The 13,090-nt window shown below is 42.1% G+C and carries 15 protein-coding genes; 7 read left to right on the top strand and 8 right to left on the bottom strand.

Features of this window, described 5'->3' with window-relative positions; all coding sequences use genetic code 11:
• Positions 1 to 441: 441 nt before the first annotated feature.
• The 3 genes from ACI0FR_RS11920 to ACI0FR_RS11910 all read left to right on the top strand — a co-directional run bounded on the left by ACI0FR_RS11920 (position 442) and on the right by ACI0FR_RS11910 (position 3,761).
• Positions 442 to 981 (top strand): GNAT family N-acetyltransferase, encoded by a 540-nt coding sequence (locus tag ACI0FR_RS11920; protein ID WP_404907815.1) that lies wholly within the window; start codon positions 442 to 444, stop codon positions 979 to 981.
• A 411-nt stretch (positions 982 to 1,392) separates the two neighbouring features.
• The gene (locus ACI0FR_RS11915; protein ID WP_404907813.1) at positions 1,393 to 2,772 is read left to right on the top strand and encodes a P1 family peptidase; all 1,380 of its coding nucleotides are present in this window, start codon (positions 1,393 to 1,395) and stop codon (positions 2,770 to 2,772) included.
• Between the two features lie 95 nt (positions 2,773 to 2,867).
• Entirely contained in the window at positions 2,868 to 3,761 is an 894-nt protein-coding gene (locus ACI0FR_RS11910; RefSeq protein WP_404907810.1) for a dihydrodipicolinate synthase family protein, read from the top strand.
• Positions 3,762 to 4,275: 514 nt separating this feature from the next.
• On the opposite strand, the gene ACI0FR_RS11905 is transcribed toward ACI0FR_RS11910, so the two are convergent.
• From ACI0FR_RS11905 to ACI0FR_RS11895, 3 genes are all read right to left on the bottom strand, one after another.
• Entirely contained in the window at positions 4,276 to 4,581 is a 306-nt protein-coding gene (locus ACI0FR_RS11905; protein ID WP_374832760.1) for a hypothetical protein, read from the bottom strand.
• Between the two features lie 320 nt (positions 4,582 to 4,901).
• A complete protein-coding gene (locus ACI0FR_RS11900; RefSeq protein ID WP_404907808.1) occupies positions 4,902 to 6,032 on the bottom strand; it encodes a hypothetical protein in 1,131 nt (376 codons plus the stop codon).
• Between the two features lie 31 nt (positions 6,033 to 6,063).
• Positions 6,064 to 6,333 carry a hypothetical protein gene (locus tag ACI0FR_RS11895; protein WP_404907805.1) on the bottom strand — a complete coding sequence of 90 codons (270 nt, stop codon included), beginning with the start codon at positions 6,331 to 6,333 and terminating at the stop codon, positions 6,064 to 6,066.
• Between the two features lie 515 nt (positions 6,334 to 6,848).
• Between ACI0FR_RS11895 and ACI0FR_RS11890 the strand changes: the two genes are divergently transcribed.
• Complete coding sequence (locus ACI0FR_RS11890; protein WP_374832754.1) at positions 6,849 to 7,097, top strand: hypothetical protein; 249 nt, start codon at positions 6,849 to 6,851, stop codon at positions 7,095 to 7,097.
• A 475-nt stretch (positions 7,098 to 7,572) separates the two neighbouring features.
• On the opposite strand, the gene rpsU is transcribed toward ACI0FR_RS11890, so the two are convergent.
• The 3 genes from rpsU to ACI0FR_RS11875 form a co-directional block, all read right to left on the bottom strand.
• A complete protein-coding gene (rpsU, locus tag ACI0FR_RS11885; RefSeq protein ID WP_374832752.1) occupies positions 7,573 to 7,863 on the bottom strand; it encodes a 30S ribosomal protein S21 in 291 nt (96 codons plus the stop codon).
• Between the two features lie 144 nt (positions 7,864 to 8,007).
• Entirely contained in the window at positions 8,008 to 8,217 is a 210-nt protein-coding gene (locus ACI0FR_RS11880) for a cold-shock protein (protein WP_374832750.1), read from the bottom strand.
• 482 nt (positions 8,218 to 8,699) lie between these two features.
• Positions 8,700 to 9,038: a tyrosine-type recombinase/integrase gene (locus tag ACI0FR_RS11875; RefSeq protein WP_404907912.1), complete on the bottom strand. Its 339-nt coding sequence runs from the start codon at positions 9,036 to 9,038 to the stop codon at positions 8,700 to 8,702.
• Between ACI0FR_RS11875 and ACI0FR_RS11870 the strand changes: the two genes are divergently transcribed.
• The gene (locus ACI0FR_RS11870; protein ID WP_445482848.1) at positions 8,996 to 9,199 is read left to right on the top strand and encodes a phage tail assembly chaperone; all 204 of its coding nucleotides are present in this window, start codon (positions 8,996 to 8,998) and stop codon (positions 9,197 to 9,199) included. The two genes, ACI0FR_RS11875 and ACI0FR_RS11870, sit on opposite strands and share 43 nt — an antisense overlap.
• Before the next feature lie 227 nt (positions 9,200 to 9,426).
• Complete coding sequence (locus ACI0FR_RS11865; protein WP_374832744.1) at positions 9,427 to 10,266, top strand: mechanosensitive ion channel family protein; 840 nt, start codon at positions 9,427 to 9,429, stop codon at positions 10,264 to 10,266.
• Positions 10,267 to 10,346: 80 nt separating this feature from the next.
• Here ACI0FR_RS11865 and ACI0FR_RS11860 read toward each other — a convergent pair whose 3' ends face one another.
• Both ACI0FR_RS11860 and ACI0FR_RS11855 read right to left on the bottom strand, forming a co-directional pair.
• Positions 10,347 to 10,754 (bottom strand): helix-turn-helix domain-containing protein, encoded by a 408-nt coding sequence (locus tag ACI0FR_RS11860; RefSeq protein ID WP_404907802.1) that lies wholly within the window; start codon positions 10,752 to 10,754, stop codon positions 10,347 to 10,349.
• A complete protein-coding gene (locus ACI0FR_RS11855; RefSeq protein WP_374832740.1) occupies positions 10,754 to 11,047 on the bottom strand; it encodes a type II toxin-antitoxin system HigB family toxin in 294 nt (97 codons plus the stop codon). The genes ACI0FR_RS11860 and ACI0FR_RS11855 overlap by 1 nt, the downstream gene beginning before the upstream one ends.
• 200 nt (positions 11,048 to 11,247) lie before the next feature.
• Between ACI0FR_RS11855 and ACI0FR_RS11850 the strand changes: the two genes are divergently transcribed.
• Complete coding sequence (locus tag ACI0FR_RS11850; protein WP_374832738.1) at positions 11,248 to 12,603, top strand: DUF4041 domain-containing protein; 1,356 nt, start codon at positions 11,248 to 11,250, stop codon at positions 12,601 to 12,603.
• Positions 12,604 to 13,090 lie beyond the last annotated feature (487 nt).

Genomic DNA, 13,090 nt, shown 5'->3' with positions numbered 1-13,090 from the left:
TCATAGGTGCTGAGCTCATAAAGATAAGTCAGCAACAGCGCATGAATTTGTGGTTTCAAGCTTTTTGGCGCTATTTCGACTGAGATAATCATCCGTTTAACTTTCTGTTGTGTCTGCGCGTTTCATGCGCCTCTCAAGTCAATGCAATTGCCCCAAGGATCTATAAATTGGCACGTTTTTAAATTGTCCTGAATTGTAATCGGGCCACGATAAAGGGATGCGCCAATTGTTTGAAACATGGATTAATACCGCCGCGATGTTACCGTCGATAACCATAGAGACATCCTTTAATAAGGGCATTTTGCGGCTTTGTTTTTTTTGATAACGCAGAAACTATTCATTTTAAAAATCATACTCATAAAGGCTGCCGACTTGTTAAATTGATACGAAACTGTCAGAAAGCATGAAATTTATTACATTCAAAATGTGGCTTAGAAAAGTATGGACGATATCATTATTCGCCGTCTTCAAAGAGATGAAGTTAAAAATGTCTGGCAAATTGAACGACGCGAAATTGTTGAAGATGTTTATTATGTAAAAGATGGCGATTTGTATCTTCGCTCTGAATTCTATGACACGCGCGACTGGCCGGATGGTGAGCCGGAGCTTTATACACCGGTCTTGCTTGATTGCTTTGATCATGGCGGTGTGTTTTTAGGAGCATTTAATGATGAAAAATTAGTGGCTGCCGGCGTTGTTGATGCACGTCCTGTAATCGATTATCCGGATTTGCGCCAATTGCCGTTTTTGCATGTCAGCCACGATTGGCGTGGAAAAAAGCTGGCATCGAAGCTTTATGGGCTCTGCAAAGAAATCGCGCTAGAACAGGGTGCGAAAGGCTTTTATATCTCTGCGACATCCACACGCCGAACCGTTGATTTTTATATGCACCAAGGTGGTGTTTTAACCACAAAACCAGATAAGAAACTCTATGAGATGGAGCCGGATGATATCCATCTCATTCATTATTTTTTGAGCTGAGTTTTATATGATGCCGCCTTATGGGGAGCGGTATTTATAGCCATTTTTATCTTTCTTAGACTTTCGTATGAGTCGTTTTTTTGATGTTCAGATTTTTCTCATTACATTTTACGTAATATTGGTTCAAAAATGGGATGTTTTAGACTGAAGCCATAACATTAGATAAATATACTGATATTATTCAATATAAACAAAAACTTGTTTCGATATCTTCATCTTCTAATTTGATCATATATTCATTTTGAAAAGCAATAAAATTGCTGAAATAAGCACATTGACAATAACTATATAATCTATTCGTATAGATAGAATAGTAACATTCAATGGGAGAAGAGAATGGATACTGGTCATAAAAAAAATTATATTCGGGAACATCAGAAAATAAGAACGACTGGGGGGGCACCCCTTCGAATGGCAAGCTTTGCTTTAGCAGCTTGTCTTATCACAACACCTGTTTTGGCAGAGCAGAATTTAAAGCCGCTTATTAATTCTGGCGAGAAATTATTGGAATTTGACTGGCCGGCACTTCAAATTGGTACCGGAGAATATGAAGAAGGGCCGACTGGGGTTACCGTATTCAAATTTGGCAAGAAATCACTTGGCGCAGTGGATGTGCGCGGCGGTGCGCCCGGTACTGTGAACACGGATTATTTGCGCCTTGGCTATGAAAAGCCGGAACTTGATGCAGTGGTTTTTTCAGGAGGCTCTTGGTACGGCTTGGAAAGCACCACAGCAGTGGCAACAGGTCTGAAAGACGACAATATCCGCAATGGTTATTGGGATAATTTGGCGCTGACAGTGGGTGCCATTATTTACGATTTTGGCGACCGTCGTCTCAATGAAGTTTATCCGGATAAAAAACTGGCGCAGGCTGCATTGCGGGCTGTGAGACCAGGTGTGTTTCCTCTTGGTTCGCAGGGAGCAGGGCGTTTTGCCCGTTCCGGTGGCTTCTTTGGTTGCGGCTCCTATTCAGGTCAAGGGGGCGCTTTCCGTCAGATTGGTGATATTAAAATCGCTGCTTTTACGGTTGTAAATGCAGGCGGTGTGATTACTGATCGTGATGGATCAATTGTCACTTGCTTTAAAGACAGTACCTGGCCGGAATCTACTAAAACCGCAGATCTTTTTGCAGGTGTTCCTCATAGCCGTAAACTTGGTTGGGATGGTGTTCCGCAAGGTGCCGATAATAAAAATACAACCATCAGTCTCGTTGTGACCAATCAAAAAATGACCTATGCGGAACTGCAAAGATTGGCAGTGCAAGTACATACCTCAATGGGACGAGGGTTACAGCCTTTCGCCACCGTCAATGACGGTGACGTTCTCTATGCAGTCTCAACCGGCGAAGTCGGGGACGATGTCAAGGCAGGCGGCATGTCTGCAAGTGATTTGGGGGCAGGAATTAGTACAGGTGATCTGGGTGCAATTGCATCAGAAGTGATGTGGGATGCTATTCTCGCTTCAGTGCCTGAGCAGCCAAAAAAATTGATTCCTGCCGAAGATCTGAAATTATCAGAAGATAACTTGGCTAAAATGACAGGTAAATATGTTTTCAGTCCTTTTGTAACTGTCGAAATTACGCATAAAGATGGTCAGCTTTATGCGCAGGCAGTGGGTGACAGACCTGCTTTTGCAATTGGTAAAGAAAAACCGGTTAAACTCTCTGCAGTTTCAGAAAATCTTTTTACTGTTGCAGATCGTTATCCGCTAGCTCTTCAGTTTGATGAGGCAAGTGGGCTGACGATCAATCCCGGTCATTGGGAGCAAAAATCGATTAAGTCGAGCAAATAATTATCTTGATTACGGGCGGCCTGCGGGCCGCCTTATTGCTATAGGTTTAATGTTCGCTCATAAAAATATCCGAATATGGATTAAGGGTACATGTAATGCTTCACGGTCTTTCTGCTTTTCCTGTGACGCCCGTCAGCGAACAGGGGATTTTAAATAGTGAAGCTTTGAAGCAATTAACCGAACGGATGATTACCGCAGGTGTTCATTCTATCGGTCTTTTGGGTAGTACAGGTGCATATATGTACCTGAATGAGAGAACGAGGCGGCAGGCCATTGAAGTGGCGCAGACACAGAATAACGGACGGGTGCCGCTTGTCGTCGGCATCAGTGCCATGCGTACTGATGATGCGGTGAATTATGCCAAAGACGCGAAAGCAATGGGAGCGACAGCCGGATTACTATCTGCTGTATCCTACACACCACTCACCGAAGATGAAGTATTTGTGCATTTTACAACAGTTGCCCGTCAAAGCGGCCTGCCATTATGTATTTATGACAACCCTTCAACGACACATTTTACTTTTTCAGAGCGCTTGATATCCCGTTTGGCTCAAATGCCCGATATCGTCGGGATTAAGAACCCTTTGCCAGTCTGTGAAATCAAAGAACATTTACAACGCCAAAGAGTCAATGTGCCAACGGGTTTTGAAATCGGTTATAGTGGAGATTGGGGTTGCGCTGATGCACTGATTGCTGGCGCTGATACATGGTATAGCGTCTTAGCTGGCACATTTGCGGGTATTTGTGTTGAATTAACAAATGCAGCGCAAACCGGTGATATCAACAAAGCGCGGGATTTAAACATGCGCTTGCAACCGCTCTGGGATGTTTTCAAAAAATATTCCAGTTTGCGCGTTACTTACGAAATGCTTGATTATTTTGAAATAGCAGATGCCGCACTTCCTAAACCACTTTTGCCTTTAAGCTTATCGGATCGTGAAAGTGTCATTCGGGTTTTAGAAAATTATTCGACGGATTTTTTACGGTAACTCACTCCGATTAAGCATAATCAGAACGGTTTTATAACAATGAAGGCAATGATTGCTACGATGATGAGAGCGATCAATGAATAGATTTTATCACTCATAGTCTCTCCTGAAAACACGCTTTTATTGAAGCAAATCAGGTGTGATGCTTTAGGCCAAGATTGTATTGTTACCGTAGCCAATTATATCCTTTTTTTAGAGTTTTTATTATGAATTATGAAATTTGAATTGCAGAATAAATATGGATTTTAAATAAAATTGAGTTCCACAAGCGGGGAGAAGCAAAGTAGAAGCCCGATTAATGCAAGTTTGCTCCTGTGATAAAACAATCCCCACAAACCGAAAATAAGGGCTATCGGCACAGTAAAAATGCAATAAATTATCAAATAGCCGTCATTACCAGTGCCAAATATAGTGATATAATAAAACAATAAAGCAGTTATCGCGCCAAATATTATCGCTATGATTGCGGAAAAGCAGATGTTTCTTTGGACGCGATACTGATCTGTTTGCATAATTATTGGCAGCGTTCACGATTAAGTCGGACTTTTATTTTGTCAGCCTTACCTTCTGCCACTGTTTTTGAAGTTAAAATATGTGCGCGAAGCGAACAGGTACCAGCAAGCACTTCAAAATTATTGGCTCGGATATACATAACTGAGTGGATCGGGTGTTTGGGCAGTTTTTTAGCAACAGTATCAACGATTGCTTTTACCTCTGCCGCCCGTTGCTTGGATGGGCTTACAGCCGCTTCTGCGATTTGATAAACACCTGATAAATTGAGCATAAGGGCAGCGGTAAAGATAGGAATAGCTTTCTTCATTGGCCAGGCCTCCGATTGAGCTGATGAGTTTCAAATTAATGTCTATTCGACGCGACAGTGACTGAAACGTCAATGGATAAAGACATAATTTTTTATTTTATCATGTCACATTTGGTTGGATGATCAGCAAGGCAAAGGAAGTATAACACACTAAATATCATTGATAAGGCGGCTTTGATTGCCGCATATAATTGCTGTCATTATAAAACTGCTCAGAATTTTTCTCCATACAATTGATAAATGCCAATTTTTGTTCAGCATATTGATATGTTTGCATAAATGCGCCCATATATAAGGCTGATCATTCGCACTTCAAAGCCTTAGCGTGCCCTATAGATGGCAGTGATTTTTCCACCAATGAGTGCCTGATCTGTCAACTTGCCGCTCTCAATGAAATCACTGTCGATTGGTAAAGGTGGATCAAATTGTAAATCCATTGCAAAGAATCCTGCCGGATGTGGCATATCCTGGATAAATTTGAGTAAGGCTTGTCGGGAATTAGCATTGATCTGGCTGTCGGGCAGCATTTCAATAGCTTTGCTTGCTAAATCACGCAGGCGCGCAATATCGGCTTCCGGATCTCTTTCTTCGCTTTCTGAGGGCAAGGCAGCGTAATTGGCAAGTACAGGTAGGGCGAAACTCTCCCATATGCCTTGATTATCAAGCCGTATACGCAGATGTGAAAGTGTGGCGGTTGGATGAGCTATGAGTGATGCAACCGATGAACCGGCCGGCAGATTTATTTCGGCAGAGATTGAAGCTTTGCCGAGCTTTGTGCTGCTGATTTCTGCATTCTGAATATGTAGAAATCCGCTTTCTGGATTAAAGCGGTAGGAGGCTGAGACATCCATTGGCCATTGTTGAATTGAGGTGATGTAATTCGACATTTGGTTGCCGCTTTGCAGCATCATACGGATACCGTCTACCGCAATCCGTCCCCATTGCGGCGGAGCTTTATTCAAGTCAGGCGTATCCGACAAGTAATCCTGAAAGCGGTCAAATTCGACGATGGCTCTTTCAATTGACCAGTCCATGAAACTCGATGAATCATAAATACTGTTTGAAATGATGCAACCTTCAGGAATGTCCCGAACGGCATTATCCTTGCGGGGCTTGAGAACATTCACGTTCTTTAGAAATTCTTCACACTGGCTAAATTTAGCTTTGTCTACTCCATCCGTTGTTGCTTGAGCGAATACAGAGGTGACGGTAAGAGATAGCATAAACGTAGGCAGAATGAGACGCATTTTAACCCGTTCTATATTAAACAAAATTTCAAAATAGACTTGTTTCACACCGTAGCTGCTGTCAAGCGCAATAAAAAATTCATGATTGTCGCTGTTGCAGCTATTAATAGGTTTGGCTTGATAGGTTATGCTGCCATTATCAAAGCTTATGATGTGTTGAGAAAGCAGTATTAAAAAATAAACCCCATGCAATTGACGCTGCACGGGGCTTGCTGGTTCTACTGATTGACAGAGGTCAGTTGCTCGTTATCATCTTCTTGGAAGGCTGTATTTCAGCCTTCGGGGCCACGTCTTTTTTCTTTATGCTACTCCCGCGAACCCGGCAGAAATATTCAGCCTGCGCATGGGTAACTTGCAGATGTGTTCCTTGTGATGTGACACCATTCTTGCACTCAATGACATATACACCGTTATTAACATGGATAGAGTAGGCGAAGGCTTGAGAAAAAGGTGCCATCAATAATACAGATACGACCGCGAGTTTTGTAAGATATTTGCGTTTCATAATCATTCCTGCCATTGAACTGATCTCAAATTACGTGTGGGAGAATGAACGCTCACTGAATAATCTATTCATATTTCAGATAGCTGAAGAAGCTTGTGTTATCAGTAACAAAAGCCTGGATGAGATGGGGTGCGAGAGAGCGGCAGTGATCTTTTGAGTTTTCCATGTTGGTCGATGATGACGTAGTAATGCATTAGGTGAGCAACGATTATGGAGTAGATGCTGAGCAGTATATATAAACGCCCAAAGATGTATCTTATCAATCAGACATTGATCTTACATTGTTCCTCAATAATACATCCTCAATTGATGACACTGGGAGATTAGAGAACATCAGGCAGATGCTTTAAAGTAATAATTCAATTGTCATTAATGTTTATTTTGATATCGAAAGTATTAATCATGTCAATACAAGTATGGCATGGTAACATTGGTTAAAACATCATTTATGTTGTTTGTATAGGGAGGATTTGGTTGTTGGAATTTCACCATTCAAGCCATCGTTGGAGCTAGCAATGGCTGTAAATGGTAATTATCTGGAGATTTTAAATCATTATTCTTTGCGTATATCTGCCTGCTCAACATCGTCTGAATTTATAAAACTTCGTCGTGAAGCCGCTAGAAAAGCAATTAGATCAACAAATATATTGTGGGATGACGTCAATACTGACTGGCCGGTAAGTTTAGAGTCATATGCTCATCGGCTTCAAAGTCTATTTCATGATAAAATTCCTGAAATACAATATTTTCTTGAAGCAAGTTAAAGAAACACCGACTGTGGAATATGATTTCCTTAAGCGTTTAATTGCATTTGTTGATTGGATGGGAGAGGTGTCACCACTAATTATAAAATGAATTAGCGGTGATAAGCGCATGCGTGAACACACTGCATAAGGTTACCACTTTATAACCCATTCTGCGCATATTAATCGCAGGTGTTGTTTCATATTTCGTTCTGATATGGTTGGGAGTCATGATGGCAAGCATCAAATAACGCTTAAAGCTGCCAAAGCCGTCAGTCAGTCATTATAAAAGGGTAGGGGTGAATGAGACAATTAATAATTATATGGGCAGTTTTTCTCTGAATGTTGAACAACTTGAGCGAAGGTTACCCAAATGCATCAGCGCTGCCAATTAAACAAATGACGCTCGGTGGATGCTGATGCTTCAGATAGTGGTTTCAGGCTATGCGATTAACAAATTACTGCCTATCGCCCAATACGCAACAGGCCTTTGAAACTACTCGTTAATGGCAGCTGATGTACTGCTCGATTGAGGAGAAGATAATCTCACTCTTTGGAGAGGGGTTTTTCTTTTAGGCTTTGGAAGAAGGCCGTCTTTTTGTGCTTGTTTTTTAGCGGCTTTACGTGCCCGGCTAATCGCATCAGCCTTTTCACGAACTCTACGCTCGGAAGGCTTCTCATAGGCGCGTCTAGCTTTTAGCTCACGTAAAATACCTTCGCGTTGCATTTTCTTTTTTAAAACGCGTAATGCTTGATCAACATTGTTATCTCTTACTAGAACTTGCAATTTAGGCTCTTTCTCGCTTTTATAAACGATTGGAGTTGTTGGTAATTAAATGAAATAAAAAAGGCCGAGCGATTGCTCAGCCTTCAAAATTTATAGCCATTCCAGTGCCAGTACGTCCGTGGTCAAAGGAAGGCGGCTATACAATTAAGCAGCTTGCAGGTTGCAAGCAGATGTCTTACCTGAACGATTATCGCGTTCTGTATCGAAGGAAATTGTCTGGCCTTCTGTCAAAGACTGCATACCTGAACGCTCAACAGCAGAAATATGTACAAATACATCTGCGCCGCCATTATCAGGCTGAATAAAGCCGAAGCCTTTTGTTGAATTAAACCATTTAACTGTGCCTGTGGTCATAACGAACCCTTTCTTAGCAACAATAGGATATCCCAGCACAAGAGCGTACTGTGAACGTGAAAGCGATTTTTTGAAAGAAGGTTCGTTAAAGACACACAAAGTGCGCAAAAAGCAAAGCTAAACAAGCAAATATCGATACGCCTAATGTATGGTAGATAATCGCAATGTCAACCCTTGGTTTGAACTTTTGTTGATTTCAACTTTTTGGTAATTTCATGTTTCGTTATTAATGCAAGCGTCATAGGGTTATTTGATAGTTTTAAATTAATGAGACTATTCATAATTCATTTCAACGTGGCCAAAGCTTGAGGCGTTTTCCGTGACGTTTTATGTCCACGAAAGTGCCACGGCGTCATTTTATATCCAATATGTTCTTTTTCTTGATTTAATGAACTTGCTTAAAAAGTCTTTATATTCTAAGGCTTTCATAGGTTCGGAGCGTAGCGCAGCTAAGTAGCGCACTTGAATGGGAAAAAGTTTCCCTACTTCGAACTCTCTTTTAAAATCAATATGTTATTATTTGATGCACTGTCCTTTGCAGGGATTTCTGTGGGACTAATTGCGTGCAGCGCATCTCTGATGTCCTCAACCAGTGCATGAGCATATTTTGTCGTAGTTTTTATATCTTCATGTCCTAGAAGTTTTTGCGCAACCCGTAGGTTGCTGGCACGTAGAATTCTTGTAGCGGCGGTATGTCTTATACCATGGAAGCGAAAGTTTTGTACGCCTGAGTTTTTTACAGCCCGTCGCATTGCGCTTTTTAAACCAGATTCTGTGAGTGGGTACGGACAATCTGCGAGACTTGCCTGACGCGTTTCAATATCTCTGGCAGTGGTTCATGGATTTGAACGCAAGCCGATCAACAGGAATGAGCGTCAGCCCTATATCATGGGCAGAGATTGAGGCTTATTCATCAGGCTTGCAGCTTGGCATAAAGCCGTGGGAGCGCCGTATCTTGCGCGATATGGATACCCACGCATAGGTAAGCCACAAGGATTTCATCATAGTTCTCCCACTTGTTAACGCCTCCATATGACGCGAGTCGTTTAACGGGTGGGAGTGAGACTAAGGTATGAGTATTGGCCGTATGCGTGAGCTTAGGATTGAAGGAGAGTGCTCAAGTTTTTAATAAGAAACTATAAGTAAGGATTTTCTTAACTGTGAAATGTTTGACTCGCTGTGATTTCAATTGGTTAAGATGGTGGAAGTATGCGCGAGCAAACACAGCAGTTTATTTCGAACACTAATGAAATAGTATTACAAATATCGGACTTGTTGGTGACATATGCCTTTTCAGTAATCGGGGCTATTGTCATTCTTCTTTTAGGATGGATAATTGCGGGGTATTTGGAACGGATTGCCAAAAAGTCTCTTGCCAAAATTCATGGTTTTGATGCAACTTTAACGGGTTTTCTCAGTCAATTTATACGCTACGGAACATTGTTGATTGTTCTGGTTATGGTTCTTGGGCAGTTTGGAATACAAACAGCTTCAATACTGGCAGCTTTAGGTGCCATCGGCTTAGCGATTGGCTTAGCATTGCAAGGTACGCTGCAAAATATTGCTGCGGGCATCATGTTACTGATATTACGCCCTTTTGCGGTAGGTGATTATATATCAACGAGTGCGGTTGCAGGCACAGTTAAGGAAATTGACCTATTTACATCGGAGCTGACCACTTATGATGGATTAAATATTGTGGTTCCAAACTCAGTTCTTTGGAATACCCCAGTTACCAACTATAGCCGCCTTGATACTCGGCTGCATGATTTTCAAGTGCGCATTAGTTACGAGAATGATATTCAGGCCGCTTTCCAACTAATTAATTCAATTATAACTGCCCAAAAAGGTGTTCTTAATGAACCCGAACCGATTTTTTTCGTCGCTGAACTCGCGGAAAATGCAGTTGTATTGAATTGTCGTTATTGGATTGCAGCATCTGAATACTGGACTGTCAGCCGCAAAACTATTGAAGAGGTTAAGTATGCTTTTGATAAAAATGGGATTAGCATTCCTTATAATCAGATAGTCTATCATAAAGCAGCATAATAAAGCGCCCTTAGGGCGCTTTATTCGTCCGTCTTGGTGGGGTGGTTCCCCTCGACATTAGAAGGCAAGGAGTTTGAACGTTAAGCTGCGTTGGCTTTATCTCTTGGGGCATCATTTACCAAATGATACGGCTGAATTAAAACCTCTGCCGGAATGTGCCAGTCTCTGTTGAGTTTGAATGCCATATCCATAGTAAGTTGGCGCTTCTTGCTTAGAACTTCGGAAGCGCGAGAGCGTGATCCGATTACATCAGCAAGGGCAGCCTGCTTATATCCGGCCATATCCATATGTGCCTGAATGGCTTCGATAGGGTCGGGTGTCGTAATAGGGTAGTGTTTATTCTCATATGCTTCAATGAGAGTAGCGAGGATATCGAAGCGATCACCATCAGGGGAGCCTACTTCTGGTTCATTCTCGAAGTATTTGGTAATTTCGACAATAGCCCAATCATAGTCGGCTTCGGTTTTAATAGGACGAATATTTTCCATCACACCTTCTCCGGATTGATTTTGTCATATTCTTTATGTGTCCCGACAAACTTGATGAGAACACGGTGAAACTTGTATGCCACATGCACAACGATACGGTATTTGTTGCCGCCAATGTCAAAAATAACGCGATTGTCACTAACAAAGTCTGCGGAGCCGAACATAGCCTTGATATCCTGCGGACTAGACCATTCGGCCTTGCTTACCGCTAGATACCAAGCTGTCAAAGGTGCCTCAGCTTGATTGTGCTTAACCCAGAATTCTTTGAGTGCTTTTTTGGCTATGATCTGCATGTCATTATATAACTCATTCCCGAATTGGGAACAAGTAAAAAAATTCCCAAAATGGGAAATAATCGAAAATGGAAATTTTGATATAATATGAGAGCGCCCTACGGGGCGCTTTTCTATTGGACGAAAGACGGAGAAAAATTGTCTGGCCTTTAGAGGGTGTTTTTGTATGAACTCCAAATCTAAGAATAAAGGGGGAGTTCATGTCACCAACAATGGCTTTTATTATTTTAGCAGTTATTTTGCTGCTGCCGATTTTCCTTTTATATTTGTTATATCGTATATATCGATCTAAAAAATTGTTAGTTTCTGAGATTGAGGCGATCAAGCAAAGATTCAAACCAGTGCTTGATTTGGACGCTGAGGTATTGAGGCTCAGTGCTGAGATTACTGATCTTAACATACAAGTAGGTGATTTAAGGTCTTTGTATGGGGAGAAAAAGTCGATTTATGATCGCCTTTTAAGAGAAGTCGCTATTTTTGATGAAAAAATAGCGTTTGCAGAAATGGGAGTATATGAGCCTCATTTCGATTTTACAGATAGTGAAGAATATAAAGCGGCAATTGTTGATGTTAGAGATCAGCAGAAGGCTATGGTTAGCAATAAGGTGGCCGTTATTTGCCCCACTGATTGGACGGTTGAAGGTAGTCGAGCCAAGGGAAAGACCATGGCCAACCGCAATATACGTCTCACGTTGAGGGCTTTTAACAATGAATGTGACGCCGCCATTGCTAATATTCGATGGAACAATGCCAATGCCATGGAAAAGCGCATAGTAAACGCTTGCACCCAAATTGATAAGTTGAACGAGTCGAATACGACCTATGTCTCTAAGCAATATTTATCGCTTAAGCTTAAAGAGTTATATTTGACCCATGAATACCGTGAAAAGCTAAAGGTTGAGCGCGATGAGAGGGTTGAGGCGGCTCGTCTTGCTCGAGAGGAACAAAAATTACTTCGTGACATGGAGCGTGCAGAAGAAGAGGAAGACCGTTATCAGCGGCTTTTGAATAAAGCAAAAGCAGACGCAGAAAAAGCGGTAGGGCCGAAGCTTGAAGCTTATAATGAGCAGATAAAATTACTGGAAATGAATTTAGCAGAAGCGCATGCAAAATTTGAACGCGCTCAAGCAATGGCCGAAAAAACCAGATCGGGATATGTTTATATTATATCGAACATAGGTTCATTTGGTGGTGACGTAATTAAAATCGGACTCACCAGACGTCTTGACCCGATGGATAGAGTGAGAGAACTTGGAGACGCTAGTGTCCCCTTCATCTTCGACACGCACGCTATAATCTATAGTGATGACGCGCCTTCATTGGAGCGCGCCCTTCATAATGAATTTGAGCCAACCCGTGTCAATACCCAGAATTACCGCAAAGAATTCTTTCGTGCCTCTTTGGATGATGTAGAGAAGGCGGTTGCACGGCTTGCACCCGAAGCACCGTTTTTTAAAGATATTGAAGCACAAGATTATCGAGAAACATTAGCCCGAAGACAGCACGTTCTTACAGGGGGCAGCACCCTAAAAGACGCGCTGCCGGATATGATTTGAATAAAGCGCCTTCTGGTGCTTTTTCTATTTGAAAGGATCTATTGATTTGGGGTGAGGCCCTGTTGAGAAGACGACTTTTTGAACTCCGGATTTTATGCCTTGATATGGAGAGCAATGCTCAATAGCGCGAGATACTGATAAAATGAACACCCTCTGCTCGCCGCTGAGAGTTTTTTTGTCAGTCGAAGTAATGTCTATCACTGCGCCATCATTATCAAACTCCACATCGAAATGAGCTGTTAGCTCTAAGTGCTCAACCCCAGTTGGTGCGTTCCAGCATTTGTTTGCATGTGATGTGATGTCGACTGTCTCATTGGCTGAGGCGGTGCCCACAAGCGCGAGCAAGATGCCCGTAATCATTTAAATAGTGCATTGTCCTCTCCGTTAAACGCGGGGACGACAGGCGGTTTGTAAGCGATGTTTCGATCACACCTTGTTTGGATAGTTCCATGGTAAAAGTTGGTCTATGTCGCACTGTTTATGGCCA

Source organism: Paenochrobactrum sp. BZR 201-1 (assembly GCF_044987585.2).
In the GTDB taxonomy this organism is placed as follows: domain Bacteria; phylum Pseudomonadota; class Alphaproteobacteria; order Rhizobiales; family Rhizobiaceae; genus Paenochrobactrum; species Paenochrobactrum pullorum.
The sequence above is the reverse complement of the archived record's forward strand: the minus strand, read 5'-3'. Positions and strand labels throughout refer to the sequence as shown.